The sequence below is a fragment of the Subtercola boreus genome (assembly GCF_003399645.1).
GTDB classification, from domain to species: domain Bacteria; phylum Actinomycetota; class Actinomycetes; order Actinomycetales; family Microbacteriaceae; genus Subtercola; species Subtercola boreus_A.
The window spans coordinates 242,307-265,698 of the sequence record NZ_NBXD01000014.1 but is presented as its reverse complement, the minus strand read 5'-3'; the positions used below and the strand labels follow the sequence as shown (position 1 = coordinate 265,698).

The 23,392-nt window shown below is 68.0% G+C and carries 19 protein-coding genes; 13 read left to right on the top strand and 6 right to left on the bottom strand.

Annotated elements, in window-relative coordinates; genetic code table 11:
* Nucleotides 1–42: 42 nt before the first annotated feature.
* The 3 genes from B7R24_RS07330 to B7R24_RS07320 form a co-directional block, all read right to left on the bottom strand.
* Nucleotides 43–4,695 (bottom strand): PKD domain-containing protein, encoded by a 4,653-nt coding sequence (locus B7R24_RS07330; RefSeq protein ID WP_253259321.1) that lies wholly within the window; start codon nucleotides 4,693–4,695, stop codon nucleotides 43–45.
* 215 nt (nucleotides 4,696–4,910) lie between these two features.
* Nucleotides 4,911–5,573: a hypothetical protein gene (locus B7R24_RS07325; protein ID WP_116418302.1), complete on the bottom strand. Its 663-nt coding sequence runs from the start codon at nucleotides 5,571–5,573 to the stop codon at nucleotides 4,911–4,913.
* The gene (locus B7R24_RS07320; protein WP_147303994.1) at nucleotides 5,543–6,892 is read right to left on the bottom strand and encodes a hypothetical protein; all 1,350 of its coding nucleotides are present in this window, start codon (nucleotides 6,890–6,892) and stop codon (nucleotides 5,543–5,545) included. The genes B7R24_RS07325 and B7R24_RS07320 overlap by 31 nt, the downstream gene beginning before the upstream one ends.
* A gap of 316 nt (nucleotides 6,893–7,208) precedes the next feature.
* Between B7R24_RS07320 and B7R24_RS07315 the strand changes: the two genes are divergently transcribed.
* Together B7R24_RS07315 and B7R24_RS07310 are read left to right on the top strand one after the other, a co-directional pair.
* Nucleotides 7,209–8,774, top strand: a complete 1,566-nt coding sequence (locus tag B7R24_RS07315) for a right-handed parallel beta-helix repeat-containing protein (protein WP_116418300.1) — start codon at nucleotides 7,209–7,211, stop codon at nucleotides 8,772–8,774.
* A 153-nt stretch (nucleotides 8,775–8,927) separates the two neighbouring features.
* Nucleotides 8,928–9,392, top strand: coding sequence for an adenylyltransferase/cytidyltransferase family protein (locus B7R24_RS07310; protein ID WP_116418299.1), 465 nt, complete (start codon nucleotides 8,928–8,930; stop codon nucleotides 9,390–9,392).
* Nucleotides 9,393–9,709: 317 nt separating this feature from the next.
* On the opposite strand, the gene B7R24_RS07305 is transcribed toward B7R24_RS07310, so the two are convergent.
* Complete coding sequence (locus tag B7R24_RS07305) at nucleotides 9,710–11,542, bottom strand: amylosucrase (protein WP_116418298.1); 1,833 nt, start codon at nucleotides 11,540–11,542, stop codon at nucleotides 9,710–9,712.
* 72 nt (nucleotides 11,543–11,614) lie between these two features.
* On the opposite strand from B7R24_RS07305, the gene B7R24_RS07300 reads away from it, so the two are divergent.
* Together B7R24_RS07300 and B7R24_RS07295 are read left to right on the top strand one after the other, a co-directional pair.
* On the top strand, nucleotides 11,615–12,052 hold the full coding sequence (locus tag B7R24_RS07300; protein ID WP_116418297.1) for a hypothetical protein: 438 nt from the start codon (nucleotides 11,615–11,617) through the stop codon (nucleotides 12,050–12,052).
* A gap of 105 nt (nucleotides 12,053–12,157) precedes the next feature.
* Nucleotides 12,158–12,799 carry a hypothetical protein gene (locus B7R24_RS07295; RefSeq protein ID WP_116418296.1) on the top strand — a complete coding sequence of 214 codons (642 nt, stop codon included), beginning with the start codon at nucleotides 12,158–12,160 and terminating at the stop codon, nucleotides 12,797–12,799.
* A gap of 94 nt (nucleotides 12,800–12,893) precedes the next feature.
* Here the strand turns inward: B7R24_RS07295 and B7R24_RS07290 are convergent, their stop codons facing one another.
* Nucleotides 12,894–13,109: a hypothetical protein gene (locus B7R24_RS07290; RefSeq protein WP_116418295.1), complete on the bottom strand. Its 216-nt coding sequence runs from the start codon at nucleotides 13,107–13,109 to the stop codon at nucleotides 12,894–12,896.
* Nucleotides 13,110–13,626: 517 nt separating this feature from the next.
* Between B7R24_RS07290 and B7R24_RS07285 the strand changes: the two genes are divergently transcribed.
* The 4 genes from B7R24_RS07285 (at nucleotide 13,627) to B7R24_RS07270 (ending at nucleotide 17,286) form a co-directional block, all read left to right on the top strand.
* Nucleotides 13,627–13,953 carry an antibiotic biosynthesis monooxygenase family protein gene (locus B7R24_RS07285; RefSeq protein ID WP_116418294.1) on the top strand — a complete coding sequence of 109 codons (327 nt, stop codon included), beginning with the start codon at nucleotides 13,627–13,629 and terminating at the stop codon, nucleotides 13,951–13,953.
* 62 nt (nucleotides 13,954–14,015) lie between these two features.
* A complete protein-coding gene (locus B7R24_RS07280) occupies nucleotides 14,016–15,218 on the top strand; it encodes an MFS transporter (protein WP_116418293.1) in 1,203 nt (400 codons plus the stop codon).
* Between the two features lie 85 nt (nucleotides 15,219–15,303).
* The gene (locus B7R24_RS07275) at nucleotides 15,304–16,239 is read left to right on the top strand and encodes a linear amide C-N hydrolase (protein WP_116418292.1); all 936 of its coding nucleotides are present in this window, start codon (nucleotides 15,304–15,306) and stop codon (nucleotides 16,237–16,239) included.
* A gap of 3 nt (nucleotides 16,240–16,242) precedes the next feature.
* Nucleotides 16,243–17,286, top strand: coding sequence for an AI-2E family transporter (locus tag B7R24_RS07270; RefSeq protein WP_116418291.1), 1,044 nt, complete (start codon nucleotides 16,243–16,245; stop codon nucleotides 17,284–17,286).
* 57 nt (nucleotides 17,287–17,343) lie between these two features.
* Here B7R24_RS07270 and B7R24_RS07265 read toward each other — a convergent pair whose 3' ends face one another.
* Complete coding sequence (locus B7R24_RS07265) at nucleotides 17,344–17,712, bottom strand: VOC family protein (RefSeq protein ID WP_116418290.1); 369 nt, start codon at nucleotides 17,710–17,712, stop codon at nucleotides 17,344–17,346.
* Between the two features lie 35 nt (nucleotides 17,713–17,747).
* Here B7R24_RS07265 and B7R24_RS07260 point away from each other — a divergent pair, with 35 nt between their 5' ends.
* The 5 genes from B7R24_RS07260 (at nucleotide 17,748) to B7R24_RS07240 (ending at nucleotide 23,363) form a co-directional block, all read left to right on the top strand.
* A complete protein-coding gene (locus B7R24_RS07260; RefSeq protein ID WP_116418289.1) occupies nucleotides 17,748–18,629 on the top strand; it encodes a hypothetical protein in 882 nt (293 codons plus the stop codon).
* A gap of 115 nt (nucleotides 18,630–18,744) precedes the next feature.
* Nucleotides 18,745–20,139: an NAD(P)/FAD-dependent oxidoreductase gene (locus B7R24_RS07255; RefSeq protein ID WP_253259320.1), complete on the top strand. Its 1,395-nt coding sequence runs from the start codon at nucleotides 18,745–18,747 to the stop codon at nucleotides 20,137–20,139.
* Nucleotides 20,136–21,566: an NAD(P)/FAD-dependent oxidoreductase gene (locus B7R24_RS07250; RefSeq protein ID WP_116418288.1), complete on the top strand. Its 1,431-nt coding sequence runs from the start codon at nucleotides 20,136–20,138 to the stop codon at nucleotides 21,564–21,566. Before B7R24_RS07255 ends, B7R24_RS07250 begins: the two co-directional genes overlap by 4 nt.
* 59 nt (nucleotides 21,567–21,625) lie before the next feature.
* The gene (locus B7R24_RS07245) at nucleotides 21,626–22,204 is read left to right on the top strand and encodes a TetR/AcrR family transcriptional regulator (RefSeq protein WP_116418287.1); all 579 of its coding nucleotides are present in this window, start codon (nucleotides 21,626–21,628) and stop codon (nucleotides 22,202–22,204) included.
* Between the two features lie 118 nt (nucleotides 22,205–22,322).
* The gene (locus B7R24_RS07240; RefSeq protein ID WP_116418286.1) at nucleotides 22,323–23,363 is read left to right on the top strand and encodes a zinc-binding dehydrogenase; all 1,041 of its coding nucleotides are present in this window, start codon (nucleotides 22,323–22,325) and stop codon (nucleotides 23,361–23,363) included.
* Nucleotides 23,364–23,392: the final 29 nt, after the last annotated feature.

The window sequence follows — 23,392 nt, the reverse complement described above, 5'->3', positions numbered from 1 at the left end:
AAGGACTGCTGAACGACGAAGCTGTCATTCGTGCGCCGGCGCCTACGGTTTGAAGGCACTCAGTTCCTGCACTGTGACCTGCTGCGGGGCGTTCGTCGCCGTGCCGGAGACGTAGCTCACCAGACCGAGGGCACCGGGTGCCTGCAGCGCGGCGTAGCTGTCGGTCGCCTGCACCGTCCAGTCCGTCGGCTCGGTGGTGCCCGCGGGCCACACCTTCGCCTTGACGGTGGTCGGGTTGGTGCCGGTCACCTGAACGCGGACGCTCAGCTTGGTTCCCGCCACCACGCTGCCGGGCACGACGACCTCGTTGGCGATGGTGACCGCCGTGGCCGAGCCCTTCAGGGCGGTCAGCGAGACAGCCGCGGTCCCGTTGTTCTTCAGGCGGATGGTGGCGCGGTACTCGTTGTTCGTCGAGGCCTTGCGGGCGATGGCGTAGAGGTACGTGCCACCACCGGTCGCGGCCTTGTCGAGGCTGAACTGCACCCGCATGTCGGTGTCGGTCTGCGAGACGCTGTTCAGGTAGGCGCCGGTCTGGGATCCAGCGGCCCCGAGCTTGAACACGGCACTGCCGTTGTTCACCGCGAGGTCGGTGGCAGCGCCCTGCTTGGTCCAGGCACCACCCGCGTCTGCCGAACCGAAGCCGCTGGCCACGGTGCGCTGGAACGAGTCGAGCGCGAAGGGCATGGCGGGCGGGTTCGTCACGGTCACAGACTGCGTGGCGGTTCCGGTGGCACCCGAGTTGTCGGTCACCACGAGGGTCGCCGTGTAGGTTCCGGCGGTGGCGTAGACGTGCGAGACCGTCTTGCCGGTGCCCGTCTGGGTGTCACCGAAGTTCCAGGCGTACGACGCGATGGTGCCGTCGGAGTCCGTCGATCCTGCACCGCTGAGGTTGGCGGTGAGGTTCGAGACCGTCGTGTCGATCGACGCGGTGGGTGCCACGTTGACGGGCGGCGGAACCGTGGCCATGACAGACCCTGTCGTCACCGCAGTGGCGCCCTTGTTGTCGGTCACGGTGAGCTTGACCGAGTAGGTGCCGGCTGCGGAATACGTGTGGGTGACCGTCTTGCCGGTTCCGTTTGTGCCGTCACCGAAGGTCCACGCATAGGAGGCGATCGTTCCGTCGCTGTCGGCCGAATCGGAGGCGTCGAAGGCCACCTGCAGGTTTGTCGGTGTCGACGAGAACGCGGCGGTCGGCGGAACGTTCGGCGGCGGCGCGGCCACGGCGGTGACCGTCGTCTGCGAGACCCCGGTTGCTCCGTCGTTGTCGGTCACCGTGAGCTTGACGGTGTAGGTGCCCGCCGCGGCGTAGGTGTGCACGGGCGGCGTCGGTCCGGTCGCGGTGGTGTTGTCACCGAACGACCAGAGATACGACGAGAGGGTTCCGTCGGAGTCGGCCGATCCGGTGCCGTCGACCGTGAGGGCCAGGTTGGCCATCGCGGTGGTGAACGAGGCCGTGGGGGCCACGTTCACGCGCGGTGCCGTCACAGAGACGGTGTTGCTGAAGACACCCGTGGCGCCCTTGTTGTCGGTCACCGTCAGCGTCGCCGTGTAGGTTCCGGTCGCCGCGTAGGTGTGCGACGTGGTGCGACCGGTTCCTGTGGTGCTGTCGCCGAAGTCCCAGGCATACGAGGTGACCGTTCCGTCGGAGTCGGCAGAGGCCGAACCGTCGAAGGAGGCGGTGAGATCGGTCGCGGCCGTGGTGAACGACGCGGTCGGGGCGGCGTTCGCCGGCGCCGGCGTACCCAGCGCGTAGTGCTGGGCCACGGTGGCGTCGGAGATCGCGGTGTCATAGACCGCGGCCTCATCGATCGTGCCGTTCAGGAACGCACTCGACGAGCCCCAGGTGTTGTCACCGCCGATTCGCCAGTAGCCGTCGTACGGCTGGGCCTGGGTCTGCGGGTTGGTGCCGATGAGAACGCCGTCGACGTAGAGCTTCAAACCGCCGCTCGACTGCGAGGCGACGACCTGGTGCCAGATGCCGTCGTTGTACGAGCCCGGGGTGGTGATCGTGTTCAGCTGGCCCGTATAGGTACCGAAGACGAGCTGCCCATTGTCCTGCAGATAGACGTGACGGTCGTAGCTGCCCGAGGTTCCGGTCTGGTTGCTGCCGAAGCCGATGATCTTGCCGCCGACCGTGGTGGTCGTGTTGAACCACGCCTCGATCGAGTAGGTCTGCGGGTTCGCGATGCGCGCCGAGGTGGCGATCACCCCGCTCTGGCCGTCGAACTGCGCGGCCTTGTCGGGGTTGCCCGCGAGGGCTCCCGCGGCACCGAGGGTGACACCACCGCTGATCACACCGGGGTCGAGACCCTGGCTCGAATCGGCTGCGACGGTGCTTCCCGCTGCATCGTTGAGGCGCCAGTAGACACTCGGCGCGTCAGTGAAGACACGGTTGCCGTAGTTGTCGGTCGGCGGCTGCGGCAGCTTCGAGGCGCGGCCCGAGGCGACGTAGTGCGTGTCGACCTGCTGCTTGTTCAGCACCTGGCTGTACACGGCTGTGTCGTCGATGTCGCCGGCGAAGAAGTTGGAACCGCTCCACGAGGAGTCTCCGCCGATGCGCCAGAAGCCGTCGTAGGCCTGGGCCGAGGTCGTGTCGGAGCGGGTACCGACGCGCACGCCGTCGACGAAGAGCTGCATCCCGGTGGAACTGAGCGTTCCGACCACCTGGTGCCACTGGCCGTCGTTCAGCGCATTCGCGCTCTGGAGCACCTGCGTGTTGCCGTTGTAGACACCGAAGTTGATGTGGCCGTCCGTCGTCATGTAGATGTGACGGTCGTAGCTCGACGACGTTCCCGTGCTCGAGTTGCCGAAGCCCACGATCTTTCCACCGGCCGTCGTCGTCGTTCTGAACCACGTCTCGAGCGAGAAGGTCTGGGGACCTGCCACCGCGGTCTGCGTCGACGAGAACCCGGTGCTGTCACCCGAGAAGGTGGAGGCCGTGTTGGTGTCGTTGCCGATCGCTCCGGATGTTCCGCGCGTCACTCCGGCGCCGGCCACCTGGTCGTTGAATCCGGACCAGTCGTAGACCGTCGTGCCACTGGCCTCGCCGAGGCGCCAGAAGCTCGAGGCCGAGTCGTTCTGGATGGCGGAGGTGTAGGCGCTGGTGGCGGCCGAGGTCACCGCCACGCTCACACTGTCACCGATCACGGTGTTGCCGAGCGGGTCGGTGGCCCGAACCCGGTAGGAGTAGGTGGCGCCCGGTGTCAGCCCGGTGTCGGTGAACCCGAGGTTGGGTGTCTTCCAGACGGATGACGCGGCCGTGGTCGTGTAGACCGGGGTCGTCAGGTTGCCGTTGCGGTAGACCGCGTAGGTGAGGTTCTCGTTGTCGCGGTCGGAGTTCGCCGTGAAGCTCACCCGGGCGGTGCCGGCGGCGAGGGAGACGACCGAGGGCTTGAACAGGGCGCCCGCGTTCAGCGGACCCTCCTTGTTCGGTGCGATGGAACGCACGGCGAAGCGGGTGAGGCCCTGCTGGCGCTTGCCGTTCACCTGGGTGAACTCGCCACCGTAGACAACGTACTGGCTGTTGGCCGCGACGCTCCACGGGCCCTGGCTCTGGCCGGTGAAGGTACCGGTGTTGAAGTCGGGGTACCAGTTGAGCAGGGTCGGTGCGGGGTTGCCGGCGAAGTTGTAGTAGCCGAGCGGGTCGTTGGTGATGGTCTGCGTGGCCGACTTGCTGAAAGCGAGCGCGCGGTGGAAGACCCACGGCTGCGGGGTCTGCTGGAACCCGCCGATGTTGCCGCAGTAGTGCGGGTGGCCGGCGATGTAGAGCGCCGTGCCGGTAGACGCCGCCGAGTAGGTGTCGCCGTGGCAGTCTTCGACCCAGGTGATGGTTCCCGTCGCCCAATCGGCACGGAACGATCCCTCGAGGTTGCCGCCCTGGCCGAAGACGTACCCCGAGCCGTAGAAGCTGTCGCTGTCGGAGGTGAGGCTGGTGATCGAGGCCTGCGACCCACCGTTGCGGACGAGGTTGTTCACCGCGAAGCCGGAGAGCACGGCGCCGCTCACGGCGTCGGTCGAGGCGAGACCGAAACCGGGGTTCGTGGAGCCGCCGAGCGAGGTGAAGTTGCCACCGACGACGACCTTGGTTCTGTCGGGGGAGACTGTCAGCGCGGTGACGTCGCCGCCCGCGGCGTTCGGGTCCCAGGAGAGGTTGGCACCGGTGGTGGCGTTGACCGCAGCGACCTTGTTGCGAACGTCTTTACCGATGCTGCTGAACGTGCCGCCGAGGTACACCGTCGTGGCGGTCGCCGCGATGGCGCTCACGGTGGAGTTCGTACCGGGGGCGAAGGAGGTCACGACGGCGCCGGTCGTCGGGTCGAGCGCGGCGATGCGGTAGCGGTTCACCCCGTTCACGGTGGTGAAGGCACCGCCGACGTAGATGCGTGAGCCGTCGGGGGAGGCGGTGACCGCCTTGACCTGGCCGTTCAGCACGGGCGCGAACGACGTGTTCAGCGCTCCGGTCGTGAGGTTGTACGACAGAACGTAGGTGCGGGACACCGTGTTCACCCCGGAGGCTGCTCCCGCGGGCTGCGCGGTCGTGAAGTTTCCGCCCACGTACACCGTGTTGCCCACAATGGTCTGCGACCAGACGACACCGTTGATCTGCGGGGTGGGGAGAGCGTCGGCCGAGACCGTGGGCGGGGAGGTCGCCGCGGTCGGGTCGGTGGGAGCAGTGTCTGCCTGGGCAGACTGCACGGCGGTCAGTGATGTCAGTGCGACAGCGGCTATGGTCGCTAGGACGACGATAGACCGGCGCAGGGGCGCCAATGGCATAGGAAGTGCCTCATTCGGTCAGACCGCAGAAATTCGGTTCTGTGGTATTACGAATGTAAATCACGGGCGTAAGATTCCGCTCCCCCCAGAACGGGCCGCTTTCGCGGCCCACATCGACGGCGCAGAACGGGCCGCTTTTAGCGGGGCGCTGCACCCTCGAAGACGGCGACGGGGGAGCCCGCGCGGTAGTCGAGCGTGATGCGCACGGCATCCCGGTCTTCGGTCGGCACGACGAACACGTAGCGGCCGGTCACCGTCGCACCCGCGGCCACGTCGCCGGTCAGCCCGGTGCTGGCGCTCACGAGCTCGTTCGACGGTGTCTGGTTCGCGCCGTAGGTCAGGCCCACCACAGCGGTCTGCAGGGAGACGGAGGCGCTGCTGGAGTTGGTGACCGAGACCGTGAACGACAGCGACGGACCACCCACCTCGCCGACGCCGTTCGCGACCCCGTCGACCGAAGTGACGTCGGAGACCGCCACGGAGACGCCCTCGGCCACCGGGGCGGGGGAGTCCAGGGGAACGGGCGCCTGCTCCACCGGCTGGGCCGGGTCGCCGGCATCGGCCGTCGGCCCGGCGACGCTCGGGGCCCCGGCGCTGTCGGCGGGCAACGCGGAGCCGCCGGCATCCTGGCCCTGGGAATTCGAGTCACCGGCCGGAGCTGGTGTCGACCCGGCGTTCACCGAAGCGACGATGACGGCGACCACGATGATCACCACGACGACCACGGCGATCGCGATTCCCGCGATCAGGCCGCGGCCCGGGCCGGTCTTCAGGGGCGGTGTGCTGGCGTGACTGGCCACGGGGGTGTCTCCTTGACGAACGGGCGTGCGGCGGGCCGGGCGATCGCCAGCATACCCAGCATGAGCACGAAGAGCGGCGCGGCACTGTAGAACGGGCTGAAACCGACGCCCCAGAGCGTCGTGGCCGAGGCGAACATGATCACTCCGCTCGCGGTGCGGTCGGCGATGCGCATCGCGATGCCCCAGATGGCGACCACGACGACCACGGCGAGGAAGAGCAGGCCGGCGATGCCGAAGTGGGTCCAGAAGTCGCCGAGCATCGAGTGCAGCTCGTAGTGGCCGCCGAACATGTAGCGCTCGACATAGCCGTTGTCGGGGGCGTAGTTGATCGAGGCCATGCCCGCCTTGGCCACGCTGATGTCGCTGAGGCTCGGAACGGTGCCCGAGCCGAAGCCCCACCACTGGTCTTTGAACAGCGCCACCGAGGCCGACAGCTCCGGCCGGCCGCCCAGGATGAGCGACCCCGACGTTCTCAGCTGCTCGAGCGATCGGGCCTGGGTGGATGCCCCCAGGTAGCCGTCGAGAATGAGCGCCTGACCGAGGTTGTAGATCACGACGGTGAGACCACCGAGGCCGAAGACCATGCGAAGAGCGGCGAGCCTGCGGTTCTTCCCCCTCGGAACGACCTGGAACGCCACGACGATGGCCGCGAGCAGCAGGATGGCGAAGGCGGAGCGGGAGTCGTTCAGACCCGAGGTGAGCGTCAGGGCCCCGAGCACGACGAGCTGCAGCCAGCGCCGGCCCGACTTGTAGGCGAGCGAGAGGGTGATGATGGCGACCGGAACCGCGAACCCGAACTTCCACGGGTTGGACGGGAAGAGCGGGCTGTCGGGCGTGATCGCGAAGGCGAGCCCGATACCGAACCACAGGGTGACGTTGGCCTCGGGGAGCACCCGCCGGGCCCAGAGCACCACGCCGATCGACACCAGCGCGCCGACCAGCAGGATGGTGTTACGGAGCATCAGTGACGAATCGGTGCTGTGCGTGTCGGCATTGAACACCGTCAGCCATACGCCCATCAGGGCGGCAAAGACTCCGGTGCCGAGCAGGGCCCAGCCCCAGCGGTAGTGGCGCACGACCGGGATCCAGACGGGCATCAGCAGCAGGCCCGCCACATGACCGACCTCGACACCCTGCGGAAGAGCGATGCGCGCTCCGATCAGGATGAGCGCGGCGGCGGCGATGAAACGCACCCAGCGACGGGGTTCGAGAACGCCGGGCGCCGGAACGGAGCCGGCGGCGGACCTCGAACGGGAGGGAACCTCCGAGCGAAGGGGGGAGACCGCCGGGCGGAGTGGGCTCGAAGGTCGCGACGGCATCCTGCCACCCTATTGCCGAAAGCACCAGCGAACCTCCCCCCAAAGGTGGTGTGCCCCGTACGGGTGATACGGTACATCTCCCGCCGAGCTTTATCAATCAACACTCGCCCCCGAGGAGTGCATTCTGTCTCAGCCGTTTCGTCGACCCACCCATCGACGCCCTCTCGCCCTCCGCTCGCTCACCTGGTTCGCTGCAGCGGCCGTCGTCATCACCGGCGCCGTACTCGGCGCCCCGGCGACCGCCCAGGCCGCCGCAGCCCCGGGGGCCGCAGCCCTCGGCTCCACGTCGTACCCGCTCGCCTCGAACGCCCTCTACGTGGCGGTCACCGGGGGTTCCGACACCAACGCCGGCACGGTCTCCTCACCGCTGAAGACCCTCGTCAAGGCGGTGGCCAAAGCCGTGAACGGCCAGCAGATCGTGTTGCGCTCGGGCACCTACCACGAGGCGGTCGTCGTTCCGACGAACAAGCAGCTGGTCATCCAGTCCTATCCCAAGGAGACGGTCTGGCTCGACGGTTCGTCGAAGATCTCGACCTTCTCGCAGTCGGGTTCGACGTGGAAGGCCTCCAACTGGAGCTTCGCGCCCTCGTCGGTGATGGATGGCAAGGCCGACAATCCGGGCTTCGTCGACCCGGCGCATCCGATGGCCGCGCGGCCTGACCAGGTGTTCTACGACGGCGTCGCCCTGGTGCAGGTCGGCAGCGCCGCGCAGGTGAAGGCCGGAACCTTCTACGCCGACCACACGAACAAGACCCTCACGATCGGCAACAACCCGTCGGGTCACAAGGTCTCCGCGAGCGACCTGGCGCAGGCGGTGTACGTCATGTCGTCGGGAACGGTGCTGCAGGGTTTCGGGGTACGGAGGTACGCGACCTCGTACGGCGACCGGGCCGCACTCCGTCTGGCCAACACCAACATCACGGCCCGGGACATCGTCGTCGAAGACAGCGCGATGATCGGCGTCAACGTGGAGAACAACGGGGTCACCCTGGACCACCTCACCGTCGTACGCAGCGGCCTGATGGGCATCGGTGCCAATGCCTCGTACGGGCTCGTGATCAAGAACTCGCAGGTCACGAACAACAACTCCGAGCAGTTCAAACCGGCCCCCGTGTCGGGCGGCATCAAGGTCACCCGCAGCCGCGGGGTCACGATCGCGAACAACAACACGAGCAACAACTACGGCTCGGGAATCTGGCTCGACGAGTCGTGCTACGACGTCAAGGTGACGGGCAACGTCTCGTCGGGCAACCAGTACACCGGCATCCAGCTCGAGATCTCGAGCAATGCCATCATCGCGAACAACGACGTGTCGAACCAGCAGTTCGGCGTGCAGCTCTTCGATGCCAGCAACGTCAAGATCTTCAACAACACCATCGGCAACAACGCGAAGTTCGGTGTGCGCATCTACCAGGACCAGCGCCGCCAGGCGACGGCCTCCTTCGCCGGTCATGACCCGCGGCAGCCGATCCCCGACTCGACGGTGACCTGGATCACGAAGAACATCACCGTCGCCGACAACGCGTTCGGCAGCGGCGGTTTCTTCCAGGTCTGGGCGCTCGATGGGGTGACGCACATTCCGGCCGACCAGATGGCCATCACGGTGGCGGGCAACCTGTTCAACCCCCGCACCACCACGGCGCAGGCGACCATGCTGGCCTGGGGCGGCAGTGACAACACCTCGATCACCCGGTACGACACGGCCGCCAGCATGCTCAAGAAGAGTTCGGCGTTCGTGAACAGGGAGACGACGGCGAGCGAGCCGCTCTCGTCGATGGCCACCGAGATCAGTGCTGCGGCATCCGGAGCCGTCGGCCTGCCGAGCGACGTCGCGGCTGCGGTGGGTCAGCCGACCGGCACGAAGAGGGTGGGGCGGTTCTAGGGGTCCCCTAACGGGGGTTTTCCTTCGGGGGCGCCTGTCGCCTAGGCTCGAGACCTCATCACTTCTGTTCCGGCGCTTTCCTAGAGCAACGGAGCGGTATTCGTCTCGAGCCGCGCCTGCCCGCGTTGTCGACTAACCCGAAGTAGTCAACCAATGACCCGAATCGGCTATGCCGCGGGTGCCTACGACCTGTTCCACGTCGGGCACCTCAACCTCCTCAAGCACGCCAAAGACCGCTGCGACTACCTCATCGCGGGCGTCGTCTCCGACGAAATGCTCGAGCTCAACAAGGGCATCAGCCCGGTGGTTCCGCTCGCCGAGCGCCTCGAGATCGTCAACCATATCGACTATGTCGACGAGGCCCGGGCCGAGGTGCTGAGCGACAAGCTCGACACCTGGCGCGAGGTGCAGTTCGACATCTTCTTCAAGGGCGACGACTGGCGCGGCACCGAGAAGGGCCACCGGCTCGAGACGGAGTTCGCGAAGGTCGGCGTCGAGGTCGTCTACTTCCCCTACACGATGCACACCTCGAGCACCCGCCTCCGCCTCGCCCTCGATGCTCTCTCGGGGACTCCACTGGAGGACCCGCACAGCGAGCCGCTCCGGCGGGCGCGGTGACCCATCCCGCCCGCACCGTCGTACCTGTGCTCAGCACCGACACCGCTATCACCCTTGCCGAGCGCTACCCCTGGTTCGTTCCCGAGCTGACCGCCCCGACTGGGATCTGGACGTACCACGCTCCCCGGAGCCACAGCGGTTCGCTGTATGTGATAAATGATCATCCTGGACACGAACGTCATCTCCGAGCTTGCGCGAGCCTCGGCAGATCCGTCGGTGCTGTCGCGGGTCGATCACCACTCGTTCGCTGAACTCTGCGTCACCCCTGGGTCTCCTGACCGGCAGCACAGACACGCCATGTTCACTGTGCGGCGCGGCTACAGGGCGGGAGCAGAAGAGGGAGCGAAGGCAGGGGAGGGCCCCAGCCACACGAACTCGTGGGGCCCGAGGGTGAGACCGGGGGAGAGGTCGACGAGGAGGTTCGTGACGAGGTCGACCCGGGAGGTCGGGAGGGCGCCGAACCGTTCCGCATCCAGAGCCTCGGGATGCTCCGAGAAGTTCGCCAGCACGAGCACAGCGCCCCGCTGGTAACCGAGCACGTGCGGATTGTGCGTGTGGAACGCGACGAGGTGCCCGCCCGCGAACTCGGTGGTGCGCTTGCGCGTCTCGATGAGCTGTCGAAAACGGGCGTACAGCGCACCCGCCTCGGTCGTCGCATCCGTTCGCTCGAGGTAGCGCGCGGCGGGGTAGGCCGGGCGCCCGACCCAGCGGCTGTCGCCGGCGTGCCCGGGCAGCTCCAGGGAGGCGTAGTCGTTGAGCTGGCCGACCTCGTCGCCCAGGTAGATGAGCGGGATGCCGCCGGTGCTCAGGATGATCGAATGAGCCAGCACGATCCGGTTCACTGCCCCGGGGTCGCCCGCTTCCAGTCCGGCGAGCGAGGCCGTCGTTCCGGAGATGCGGCAGTCACCGGTGCGCGGATTGTCCTGGAACGGAACCCCGCGCGCGAAGCTGCCGGGGTAGCGGTCGACGTAGAACGCATTCAGGAACCGGCGGTGTTCGAACCCGTCGATTCCGAACACCCGGGCGTCGTCGTCGGAGAACGTCCACCCGATGTCGTCGTGGCTGCGCACATAGTTCACCCACGCCGTGTGGGCGGGGAGAGCGTGCCGCTCCTCCAGCGCCTGGGCGAGCAGGTTCACCTCCCGCGTCGCGAGCGAGTTCCAGATGAGCGCCATCTGCAGCGGGTTGTAGCTCAGCTGGCACTCGTCGGGACGGATGTACACGGCAACCTCATCCGGATGCACGATGGCCTCCGACTTGAACAGCAGCGACGGCGCGCCGATGCGGCACACCGCGTTGAACGCCTGCAGTAGTAGGTGCGCCTCGGGCAGGTTCTCGCTCGTCGTACCGAGCTTCTTCCAGATGAACGCCACCGCGTCCATGCGCAGGATGTTCACCCCGCGGTTCGCGAGGAACAGCAGCTCGTTCGCCATGGCCCGGAAGACGGCGGGGTTCTCGTAGTTCAGGTCCCACTGGAAGCTGTGGAAGGTCGCCCAGACCCACCGCCCGTCGGGCAGCGGCACGAAGGAGCCCGGATGATCGTCAGGGAAGATCTCGCGCACCGTCGCCTCGTAGCGGTCGGGCATGTCACGGCCCTGAAAGATGAGGTAGAAGTCCTCGTAGAGCGGGTCGCGGGCGAGCGCCCGCTTCGCCCAGAGGTGCTCATTCGAGGTGTGGTTGAACACGAAGTCGACGACGAGCGAGATGCCGTTCTCGCGAAGCTCTGCTGCAAGCGCCTCGAACCCGGGCATCGTGCCGAGGGCCGGGTCGATGTCACGGTAGCTCGAGACCGCGTACCCGCCGTCGGAGTTCTCGGCCGGGGCGAGGAACAGTGGCATCAGGTGGAGGTACGTCAGGCCCAGTTCTCTGAAGTAGGGGATGCGAGCCCGCACGCCCTCGAGTGTTCCCGCGTACAGGTCCACGTAGCAGACACCCCCGAGCATCTGGTTCGACGAGAACCAGACGGGGTCGGCCTCGTGCGCGTCGTCGAGCCGCCTCAGCTCCGGTGACCGTTCTGCCCACGACCGCCGCAGGTCGTCCACCAGGGCGGCCAGCTCGGCGCGGGCCGCCCTGTCGTCGCCGTAGATGCCGTCAAAGAGGGTCTGAAGACGGGGGAGCTCAACACTGAGGCGCTCGTCGAAGATGCTCATAGTCACAGAAGTATTCCAGAAAGCAGAACGACGGAAGCCGCCGGTGACTCCGGTTCGGGGGAGGATGAAGTCATGACCGACACCCCCGATGCCCGGCGCGTACCCTGGCTGACGGTCGTCGCCCCGCGGGAGGCTGCCACGGCGGCCCGGTCGGGGCCGCTGACACCGCGCCGTGTCGTCATCTGGGTGGCCGTGGCATCCGTTCTCGTGATCGCCGCCGTGCTCATCGCCGCACTCGTCGCCGCACGGGGCCTGGCCGAGCAGGAGTCGGTTCAGGATGCCGCCGACCGCGCCGACCGCATCGCCGAGGCTTTCGTGCAGCCCGCGCTCACCGACGCCCTGCTCTCGGGCGACCGGGCGGCGACCGAGGCCGTCGACGTTCTCGGTGAAGACGCGATCGAACTGAGCGCCGGAGCCACCAATTGCACGAGCCAGTGCCAGGCGCAGAACCAGATCCGCGGCTCTCTGCCGGTGCCGCCGAACCCCGCGAACCCGACGCCGATCGGCTGAGCGCCCGGAGAACCCGGGCCCGGCCGGCTGCGCAGGGGAACCTGGGCAGCCGGTCGGCCGTCTCGGCGCGCTCGGCCCGCCGTGCTTCGACGCTAGTCTCGACGGGTGCAGATCCTCCCTTCCCGTCGCATTCTGAGTGTCGCGTGCGCCGCCAGCGCCGCCGTCGCCCTGCTCACCGGGTGCTCCTCGAGCGGCCTGACGGCTCGCGAGGAGTCGCTCGGCGGGCCGTCACCTGCCCCGGCCACGAACATGCCCGACGCCGCCGCCCTCACTCCCGCAGGCTCGGTCGTGCCGGCCGGCGAGTGGGCGGTCGTTGAACTGAGCGACTCGTCGGAGACGCCTGCTGTCACGACCATCGCCATCCGTTCCGGCGCCGTTCGACAGGGCAGCCCGGATGACCTCGCCGACGTGCAGGTCATGAACGGTACGAGCGACAGCACAACCGGCACGCCCTACTACGTGAACTATTCGTGGGTGCTGCTGGAGGGTTCCGAGAACTCGAGCCCCATCCAGCGCGTCTCGGCCCTCAACTCGGCCACCGGCGACACCGGCAACACCCTGCTCGTGCCCGATGAATATGAGAAATGCACCGATCGGCCCACCGGCCAGTTCGAGAACCGAGACGTCATCAACGTCGCCTGCTCGGTGAATGTCTTCGCCGGCGAGGCCGGGCCCGACCGTCTGGTCTTCGACGGCGATCCCGGCGACTACACCGGATCGAAAGCCGTGCAGCTCGCCCTCGGCTGAAGCTGACCCGTGCGCTGATAATGCACATTATGTCAACAAATGTTTTGTGTTTTCGCATCCGCTGCGAATGATCGAGCCCCGTGAAGTGGTTACTTCAGCGATCCTTGTCATGCAGCCTCGGTAATGTCTGGAAGAAGATAAAGATCGCCAGGATCACAAGGAAAGTTCCAAGCACAGGCTGCCAGAACCCCGGCGGGAGTTGACCTAGATCGTCAACCAAGAAAATCCCCATCGCGTCGGAAGGGGCCGTGAAGTCAAGCCACACCCCGACCGCCGCGACGCAGAGCGCAATCGCCCGCAAGATCCACATAAAACGAGTATAACTCGTGTTCAGTTTTCCTGCGAATGGAAGACGAGCGCTATCGCCGAGGTTCCATGAAGGGCACCAGAAAAGCATGGTCGCCCTGCCTCGGCGCATCCGGCTGTCGAGTCAGGTAAACGAGAGCACAGCAGCAAAGTGATTTCTCCTCGCATTGAATGTGCACTGGCCGCCCCGAACCGTAGAAGGCGCCGCTCCAAAGGTAGAAAGCCCGTTGGTTTAGACTGAGTATGAATCAACTAAGCGATTACAAATCCAGTGCAGCATTTCAGGGAATGTCCGAAGTTCAGGCGCCGCGATACCCCTGCGTCCACGAGCTGCCCGAACGGTCGGCAAAGAAGTAATCGGAGCCTGGACACAAGTAACCACGAGAAGTCCCGAAATATCGAGACTGCGTAAACTGCGGGGGGGGCGATCACACTAGACATGCCTCCGACGGCATCATGCCAGCCACGGATGCGATGATGACACCCACGCGTACGCCGTCTCGCAGAATGGATGAATCCCCGTGACCGTCATCAAGATCAACGCGATCACCGTCGCTCCCGACAGCGGCGACGAGCTCGCCCACCGTTTCGCCGCGCGCGCCGGTGCCGTCGACGGCCAGGCCGGCTTCGAGGGTTTCGAACTGATGAAGCCGACGGATGATCGCACCACCTGGCTCGTCGTCACCCGGTGGAGCGACGAAGACTCCTTCCAGGCCTGGGTGAACTCCCCCGCCTTCGGCCACGGTCACAGAAGTGAAGCCGAGCGCTCCGGCCAGCCCGCCCCCGCGCACGTCGGCGTCAGCAGTGAACTCTGGTCGTACGTGTCCGCCGGCGGCTCCCCCGCCTGAGTCCCCCTGCGCGGGACGTCGACGCGGCTGAGCCCACCGCGGCCCTGCCCTAGGCTGATGGGGTGAGAACAGCGCCGCGGGCCGCCGGCGGCGAGCGCGACTGGCTCGCTGTCGCTCCCGCCATGATCGTGCTGGGCTGGGGCGGCAATCAGTTCCTCCCCCTGCTGCAGCTCTACCGGCAGGTCGACGGGTTCAGCCAGGTGCAGGTGAACATCCTGCTGGCCGTCTACGTACTCGGGATCGTTCCCGGGTTCGCGCTGTCGGGCTCGTGGTCCGACCGATATGGGCGGAAACCCGTGCTGCTCGCTGGCCTCATTCTCGGGATGGTGGGCAGCGCCATCCTGGCGACCTCGGGCCAGGAGCTGGCGGGCCTCGGAGCCGGCCGCTTCGTCAGCGGACTGAGCGTCGCCGCGGGCATGGTGGTCGGTACGTCGTGGATCAAGGAACTCTCGGTGAGAGGCGGCCGGGCCGAGGCGGGTGCCCGGCGAGCATCCGCTGTTCTGACCATCGGATTCGGCGGCGGTGCCGGTGTCGGCGGAGCCCTCGCGCAGTGGGCGCCGTTCTCCCAGGTGTTGCCCTACCTCGTGCAGATCGCGGCGAGCGCCGTCGCGTTCGCGGTTCTGCTCGGGGCCACCGAGACCCGCGCGCGCCAGACCGGCGGCCCGAGCCTGCTCGGCGACCTGCGGGTACCGAAGGCCGCGCGCGCCCGGTTCGTCGGGGTGGTGCTCCCCCTCGCGCCCTGGGTGTTCGCCGCCCCCGCCCTGTCGTTCGCCGTCGGGCCCAGTCTCGTCGGAGGCGCAACGGCCGGGTTCGCGGTGGGCTTCGCCACCCTCGTCACGGTCATCACCCTGAGCTTCGGCTGGGCAGCCCAGTTCGTGTCGGGGCCGATCCTCGGAGCGCTCCGGGGGCGTGCCGGGCTGGTGGGCGCCGGGCTCACCGCCGCCGGGGCACTGCTGCTCATCCCGGCTGCGACCTCGCAGCAGCTCGGGGCCGTGCTCCTCGCCGCGCCGGTGTTCGGCGTCGGCTACGGCCTCGCGATGGTGTCGGGGTTGACCGCCGTGCAGGCGATGGCGGCGCCGGATGACCTCGCCGGTCTGACGGCGGTGTACTACTCCCTCACCTACGCCGGGTTCGTGCTGCCCGCAATTCTCGCCGGGCTGACCGCGGTGGCCCCGATGTGGATGCTGCTGGTCGCCACCGCGGCCGCCTGCACGCTCTGTGCGCTGGTCGCCGCCCGCTCCCTGGCCACCCCTCCCCGACACTGAGGCCCAGCGGAGGCCCCCTGAAGTCGGCGTTTCGGATGGGTGTGTCACCCGAACGGGTGGGGTTCGGTACTCCTAGGATCTGCTCATGTGTACTCGCGTCTTCTGGAACGACAACCCGATCGCCAAGGTGGCCTCCCGCAGCATGGACTGGGCGGTCAGCGACGAGCCCGACCTGTGGTTCTACCCCGCGGGTCTTGAACGGGTGGGCGGTCCGCAGGCCGATGCCGCCACCTGGACCTCGGTGTACGCGAGCGTCGCGCTCAGTATGTGGCAGATCGGCACGGTCGACGGAATGAACGAGAAGGGGTTGGCGGCCCACGCGCTCTTCCTCTACGACGTCGAGCCCGAGGCCGAAGACGCCCGGGCGACCGTCAGCCTGGCGATGTGGGTGCAGTATCTGCTCGACCATTTCGACACCGTCGCCGATGCCGTCGAGCACGTGGCAGACATCCGCATCATCGCCCCGCCCATCCGCGGCCAGTACATGGGCGCACACATCGCGATCGAGGATGCCTCGGGAGACTCGGCGATCTTCGAACCGATCAACGGCGAGATGGTTGTGCACCACGGCGCGGAGTTCACGGTGATGGCCAACTCCCCCACGTTCGACGAGCAGCTCGCGAACCGGGCCCGCTACCGACCGTTCGGCGGCGAGCTGCCGCCGCCCGGCGACATCACCTCGGCCGACCGGTTCGTGCGGGCGAGCTACTTTCGGCACTACCTGCCCGAACCTCGGAACCTCGAGCAGACCGTCGCCGGGGTACTGCAAGTGTCGCAGAACGTCGCCGTTCCGGCCGGTGCGCCCTACGACGACGGGGGCATCTATCCGACCTGGTGGCACTCGGCCTCCGACCTGACGAACCTGACGTACTACTTCTGGTCGACCACCAGCCCGAACGTGATCTGGGCCGAGCTGCCCGAACTCGCGGCGCAGACCGAGGTGCTCTCGATGAACCCCCGGGCCGAGCACCTCGTCGGTGACGTGACGGGTCTGCTCGTACCCGCCGCGCTGGTGTACTGACCGGTGAGAACCGGCGCGGTCAAAACGGGATTCCTCCTCACCCTCGGCGGGCTCCTGGCGCTTCTGCTCGGGCTGGCGGTCTCGTCGATCGCCACCGTTCTCGTCTACCTCGCGGCGGCGCTGTTCATCGGGCTCGGGCTCGACCCCGTCGTGCGGGCCATCGAGCGGCGAGGTGTCAAGCGCGTCTGGGCGATCACCATCGTGTTCGCGGCCTTCGTGCTCATCCTGGTCGGGATGCTCTTCCTCGTCGTTCCCGTCGCCATCACCGAGGGCGCGGCACTCATCTCCTCACTCCCCACCTCTGTCGAAGGCCTCGGCAGCCAGCCCTGGTTCAGCGCACTGAACTCCTCGGTCGGCGGCGTCATCGACCTGAAGGCCATCTCGGCCTCCCTCGGCCAGTTCCTCAGCGACCCGCAGAACCTGCTGGCCCTCGGCGGCGGCCTCGTGGAGGTCGGCAGCAACATCATCGGCGGGGTCTTCGGCACGATCACCATCGTCATCCTCGCCCTGTTCTTCCTGGGCTCACTCGACGCTTCGAAGAAGTCGCTCTACCTGCTCATCCCCGCCACGAAGCGCAGTGGGTTCGAGGCCATCACCGAGCAGATCGTCACCTCGGTGGGCAAATACACCATCGGGCAGGTGATCCTCGCCGCCTCCAACGGGGTGCTCGGGTTCATCGCGATGACCATCATCGGGGTGCCGTTCGCCGGGGTGCTCGCCGTGATCGCGTTCCTGCTGGCCCTCATCCCACTCGTCGGCACGATCGTGAGCGCCGTGCTGGTGACGCTGATCGCCCTGTCGGTCTCGCCCGTGACCGCGATCGCCATCGGCGTCTATTTCCTGGTCTACATGCAGGTCGAGGCCTACTACTTCAGCCCGAAGGTCATGAGCCGGGCGGTGGATGTGCCCGGCATCCTGGTCGTGATCGGCGCGCTCATCGGCGGCACGCTGCTGGGCGTTCTCGGCGCCCTGGTCGCGGTTCCCGTCACGGCCGCCATCCTGATCATCGTCAAACAGGTGGTCATCCCCCGCCAGCAACTCGCCTGAGCGTGCCCGGCGAGGGCACCCGATCCGATCAGCCCTGGCCCTGCACCGCGTAGGGGTTCAGCAGCTGCCCTCGGCATCCGCCGGCGGCTCCCACAGCTCGATCGGCAGCCCCTCCGGGTCGTGGATGCGCGCGAAGCGCCCGTACTCCCCTTCCCACTCGGCGCGGCGTTCAACGGCCACCCCTGCCGCCTCGAGCGGCGCCACCACCGCATCGAGATCTGCAACGCGGAGGTTGAGCATGAACGGCTGGTCTCGGGCGAAATAGTCACTGTCGGCCGCGAAGGGGGCGAAGACGGTCGCGCCGGCATCCTGCTGCCAGACTCCGGCGCCCCCCGCCTCGATGCCGAGGTGCTCGAGGTACCAGGCCGCCCGCGCCTCGGGGTCGCGGCTGCGAAAGAAGAGTCCGCCGATTCCTGTCACTGTCACGGCGGCAGCATATACCCGCGCGATAAACTCGGGCCATGGCCCAGCACGTTCTTCTGGCTGACGACCCGCAGGCCTTCCTGTCGGGGCTCGTCACCGCCGCCCGTGCTGCCCTGCCCGGCTCCCTGGTCGATTCCGCCCTCACGGTGGAACGCGTGCGCACTCTGCCCGATCGCCTGCTCGGCCGCGAAGGCTCCATCACGCTCATCCGCCTCAGCACCCGCAGCCACCGCCTCGAGCTCGGCCGGGACCCGTCCCCGAATGGCAGTTCAGCACCCGGCCGCAGCCCAACCCGGACCCCCCGCTACGTCACCCGCGCGAGCCGCGTGGTGCGCGGCATCGTCGTCTCCCGCCGAACCCTCGGTCTGGCGGAGTGGCTCACCGAGTTCGCCCAGCGCATCGCCGAGCTGTCGCAGGATGTCGGGGCCGACAACCAGCCGATCACCCCGGGCGAGGCTCTGCGAGCGCTGGGCATCTCGGTCTCGGGGTCCAGCATCCATGTCGGTGAAGACACTGCTCTCGACGACCTCCGTGCACTGCCCTTCAAGGTGCGCGGGCGCCTTCCGACAGAGGCCTCAGCGGCGCTGGAGCGCATCGTCACCCTGCTCAGCGACACCCTGCCGAAGGCGACCGCCGGGAGCGAAGCCCAGGCGCTCGCCCTCCGCACGGCGACGGTCTACCTGCCCGAAACCCTGCAGGCCTACCTCGCGCTCCCCGCCGTCTGGGCGCACAGCCACGTCTACGCCGACGGCAGCACTCCCGACGGTGCCCTGCTCGCCCAGCTGGAGGTTCTCGAGCAGGCGGCGACCGGGATGCACGAGGCCGCCGTGCGGGGCGATGCCGACGTGCTCCTCGTGAACGGCCGGTTCCTCACCTACAGGTTCAAGCACCCCGACCCCGACCCCGACGACCGGGCCTAGCCGCCGAACGACGCGGCCCGCTTTGCGCAAAAGCACCCAACCCGGGAGGGGTGGGTGCCTGTGCGCAAAGTCGAGCAGGGCTGAACTAGTCTTCTGTCATGACCTCGATATTCTCATGAGCAGCGCGGCACGCGACCTGGTGAACGGCGATGTCTCGTTCTGGTGGCGGAGCATCGGCAGAGGGCCCGCACGCGCTCCCCTGCCCGGATCCCTGCAGGCCGACGTCTGCATCGTCGGCGCGGGTTACACGGGGCTGTGGACGGCGTACTACCTCAAGAAGGCCGCACCAGAGCTTCGCGTGGTCGTGCTGGAGCAGCGTTTCGCCGGCTTCGGAGCGTCGGGCCGAAACGGCGGCTGGCTGACGAACGAGATCACCGGCGGGCGCGCTTCGTACCTGCGCTCACACGGCCGCGAGGGCGTCGGGCGCCTTCAGACGGCGATGAACGAAACGGTCGACGAGGTCATCCGGGTCGCTGCGCTCGAGGGCATCGACTGTGACGTGGCGAAGGGCGGTGAGTTCACCGTGGCCACGAGCGCTGCCCAGCAGGCTCGCCTCTGTGAGGCCGTCGCCGAGGCCGAGACCTGGTCGATGACGGATGTGGCACTGCTCAGTGCGGCGGAGGCGACCGCCCGCATCGACGTGCGCGGCACGACCGGGGCCATGTGGCATCCGCACTGCGCGCGCATCCACCCCGCGAAGCTCGCCGCCGGGCTCGCACGGGTCGTCGAGGCACAGGGAGTGGAGATCTACGAAGACACCCGGGTCACGGAGATCCGCCCCCATGAAGCGGTGACCGCGAACGCGACCGTCACCGCGTCGACCGTGATTCGGGCGACCGAGGGTTTCACGGCTCGACTGAGCGGCCTGAGGCGCACCTGGCTGCCGATGAACTCCTCGCTGATCGTCACCGAGCCGCTGCCCGCCTCGACCTGGGAGAGCATCGGCTGGACGGGCTACGATACCCTCGGCGACCAGGCCCACGCCTACATGTACGCCCAGCGCACGGCCGACGACCGCATCGCCATCGGCGGCCGGGGTGCTCCATACCGCTACGGATCGGGCACAGACGACGATGGCGCCACCGACCCCCGAACCGTCGGGCAGCTGCGCGACATCCTGAACCGGTTCTTTCCCGCGACGACCGGTGCCCGGATCGAGCATGTCTGGTCGGGAGTGCTCGGGGTGCCGCGCGACTGGTCGGCGACGGTGGGGCTCGATCCCGAGACCGGGCTGGGCTGGGCCGGCGGGTACGTGGGAACCGGGGTCACCTCGACCAACCTCGCCGGGCGCACGCTCCGCGACCTCATTCTGCAGACGCCCTCGGCGCTCACCGAGCTGCCCTGGGTCAACCACCGCGTGCGCAAATGGGAGCCCGAGCCGCTGCGCTACATCGCGGTGCAGGCGCTCTACGCGGCCTATCATGCGGCCGACCGCTCCGAGCGACGCGGCCGGAGCTCGACCTCGCCCATCGCCTCGCTCGCTGATCTCGTGTCTGGTCGTGGGCAGTGAGCGGCGGCGCTTCCGGGGCCGGCTACAACCGGTCGACGGCGCACCTCACGCGCCCCGCCGCGCAGTCGATCCAGGATGCGGTACTCCGCCCGTTCTGGACGGACGACGCCGCAGGGCCGACCTCCGAACCGGCGCTGCGGGGCGCCCACCGGGCCGATCTCCTCGTCGTCGGCGGCGGGTACACCGGTCTCTGGACGGCCCTGCAGGCCAAGGAGCTCGATCCCGGCCTCCGTGTCGTCGTGCTCGAGGGGAACACCGTCGGCTCGGGTGCCTCCGGGCGCAACGGCGGATTCTGCGAGGCCAGCCTCACCCACGGCGAGGCGAACGGCGAACTGCACTTCGCCGCCGAGCTGCCCACCCTGCACCGGCTGGGCATGGAGAACCTCGACGGCATCGCCGACACCCTGCGGCGCTACGGCCTCGACGCCGAGTTCGAGCGCACGGGCCAGTTGGCCGTCGCGACCGAACCGCACCAGCTGGAGTGGCTCGCGACCGAGAGTGGGCCGGCGGTGACCCGGCTCGACGCAGCCGAGATGCGCTCGAGCATCGATTCGCCGCTCTACCTCGGCGGCGAATGGTCGCGTCACGACACCGCGATGGTGCACCCGGCCAAGCTGGTCTGGGGACTGAAGCAGGCCTGCCTCGAGCTCGGAGTGACGATCGCCGAGCACTCCCCGGCGCGGGCCCTCCGCAGGGAGGGCGAGCGGATGGTCGTGCAGACGCCGCACGGTTCGGTCGAGGCGGCGAGGGTCGCCCTCGGCACCAACGCCTTCCCTGCGCTTCTCGCCCGGGCCCGGCCCTACGTGATCGCGGTCTACGACTACGTGTTGATGACCGAGCCGCTGAGCGATGCGCAACTCGCGTCGATCGGCTGGAGTGGGCGACAGGGCGTGGGCGACCTCGCCAACCAGTTCCACTACTACCGCCTGTCGGCCGACAACCGCATTCTGTGGGGCGGCTACGACGCGATCTACCACTACGGCGGGCGGGTGAACCGGGCCCACGAAGACCGGCCGGCGACGTTCCAGAAGCTCGCGGAGCAGTTCCTCCTGACGTTCCCGCAGCTGGAGGGCATCCGTTTCACCCATCGCTGGGGCGGAGCGATCGACACCTGTACCCGGTTCGCACCCTTCTTCGGCACGGCTCACGGTGGCCGGGTGGCGTACACGGCGGGCTTCACCGGGCTCGGTGTGGGTTCCTCCCGCTGGGCGGCGCGGGTACTCATCGACCTGCTCTCGGGCGAGCAGACTGAACTCACCGAGCTCGGGATGGTGCGCTCGAAACCCATCCCCTGGCCGGCCGAACCACTCACGTACCCCCTCGTCGAGCTCACCCGCCGCTCCCTGAACCGGGCCGACGCCCGCGGCGGCAGGCGCAATCTCCTCCTGCGGGCCATGGATGCCGCGGGGGTCGGCTTCGCGTCCTGACCGCGCCCAGCGACCGGGTGCTCTTGACATGGCCACTTAGTTAGTGTTCAATCAGTCACATGACGACGACACCGGTGGCAACGCAGTCCCGCGGCACCAGATCGACCGCTGAAGACCAGCGGTTGCGCATTGTGGCCCGCGCGGTCGAGATCTTCTCCCGCTCGGGCTACCAGGCGACGCCAGTGGCGAGCGTGGCCGCCGCCGCGAAGGTCTCGACCGCCTACGTCTTCCGCCTGTTCGACGGCAAGCTCGGCCTCTTCGTGTCAGCGGTCGACGACTGCTACGCCCAGGTTGCCGCCGCCCTCACGGCCGGCGCCGGTCGAAGCGTGAGCGAGACCCCCACCGACCGGCTCGACGCGATGTCTCTGGCCTACATCGAACTCATCCGCGACCGCAGCCTGATCGCCCTCCAGGTGCATGCGCAGAGCGCCTGCGACGTTCCCGAGATCCGCGACGCGGTCCGTCGCGGTATCAGCAGCGTCGTGCACGTCGTCACGCAGCAGTCGGGAGCCGACGACGACGCGATCCAGCGCTTCCTCGCCTACGGTCAGCTCTGCCACCTGGTCGTGCAGGCAGGGCTCGCCGACGTCGACACCGTCTGGGCGCGCACGGTCGACCACGGCATCCGGCACGACTGACCCCCTCCCTCCCCCCTCACCCCCTTCCTCCCCCTCACCCCCTTCCTCCCCCTCACCCCGCTTTTCTTTGCCGCCATTTGTGACTGTTCAGTCACTAACTAACAGAACGGAAGACACCATGATCGCCACGCACGCCACCCACACCACCCGGATCGTGCTCCCCGGGCTCGTCGAACCCGACGGGCTCGAGGTCACCTCGGTACCCGTGCCGAGCCCGGGGCCGAAGCAGTTGCTCGTACAGGTCGAGGCGACCGGTATCTCCTTCGCCGAACAGTCGATGCGACGGGGACGGTACTACGGCCAGCCCGCCTTTCCCTTCACCCCCGGCTATGACCTGGTCGGCCGGGTCCTCTCGGCGGGCGACAGCGCCGACGAGGGGATGATCGGCCGACGCGTCGCGACGATGACCAAGACCGGGGCGTGGGCGGGCCACGCGGTCGTCGAGGTCCGCGACAGCATCCTCGTGCCCGACCAGGTCCCCTCCGACGAGGCCGAGACGGTGGTGGTGAACGGGGTCACCGCCTGGCAGATGCTGCACCGGGCGGCGAAGATCGAGCCCGGCCAGACGATCCTGCTGTTCGGCGCGAACGGCGGAGTGGGCGGCATCCTGATCCAGCTGGCCCTGCACCACGGGTTGCGGGTCATCGGGGCCGCCTCGCCGAGGCACCACGAGGCTCTCCGCGAGGCGGGCGTGACTCCGGTGGACTATGCAGATCCCGACCTTGCCGCGACGGTTCGCGCCCTCGCCCCCGGTGGGGTGGATGCGGTCTTCGACAACATCGGCGGCTCGATCACCCGGCTCTCCTTCGACCTGCTCGCACCCGGCGGCACCGTGGTGACCTACGCGATCGTGGGCGAGGTGAGCGGCACGGGGAACCTCGTCTGGCCGTTCGTGAAGGCGATCGGGCAGGCCGCGCTCTGGTCGGTGCTGCAGAACGGGCGGCGCGCGACCTTCTACGATCTGTGGGCCGGGCACCGCTTTCGTCCCGCACGTTTTCGCCGGCACCTGGAGGCCGATCTCGGTCGTGTCTTCGACCTGCTGGCACAGGGCGTCATCACCGCCAACATCGCTGCCCGCTTCCCGCTCACCGAGGCTGCCGCCGCACTGCGCCTCGCGGAGTCGCACACACTGAACGGAAAGGTCATCCTGCTGCCGTGAGCAGCGCTGCCGGGCCTGGGGCTCGCCTC

Excerpts from the sequence above, each read along its gene's own strand:
- B7R24_RS07320 (WP_147303994.1), bottom strand. The coding sequence starts at position 6,892 with ATGCCGTCGCGACCTTCGAGCCCACTCCGCCCGGCGGTCTCCCCCCTT.
- B7R24_RS07310 (WP_116418299.1), top strand. The coding sequence starts at position 8,928 with ATGACCCGAATCGGCTATGCCGCGGGTGCCTACGACCTGTTCCACGTC.
- B7R24_RS07305 (WP_116418298.1), bottom strand. The coding sequence starts at position 11,542 with ATGAGCATCTTCGACGAGCGCCTCAGTGTTGAGCTCCCCCGTCTTCAG.
- B7R24_RS07300 (WP_116418297.1), top strand. The coding sequence starts at position 11,615 with ATGACCGACACCCCCGATGCCCGGCGCGTACCCTGGCTGACGGTCGTC.
- B7R24_RS07290 (WP_116418295.1), bottom strand. The coding sequence starts at position 13,109 with ATGTGGATCTTGCGGGCGATTGCGCTCTGCGTCGCGGCGGTCGGGGTG.
- B7R24_RS07275 (WP_116418292.1), top strand. The coding sequence starts at position 15,304 with ATGTGTACTCGCGTCTTCTGGAACGACAACCCGATCGCCAAGGTGGCC.
- B7R24_RS07260 (WP_116418289.1), top strand. The coding sequence starts at position 17,748 with ATGGCCCAGCACGTTCTTCTGGCTGACGACCCGCAGGCCTTCCTGTCG.
- B7R24_RS07255 (WP_253259320.1), top strand. The coding sequence starts at position 18,745 with ATGAGCAGCGCGGCACGCGACCTGGTGAACGGCGATGTCTCGTTCTGG.
- B7R24_RS07245 (WP_116418287.1), top strand. The coding sequence starts at position 21,626 with ATGACGACGACACCGGTGGCAACGCAGTCCCGCGGCACCAGATCGACC.
- B7R24_RS07240 (WP_116418286.1), top strand. The coding sequence starts at position 22,323 with ATGATCGCCACGCACGCCACCCACACCACCCGGATCGTGCTCCCCGGG.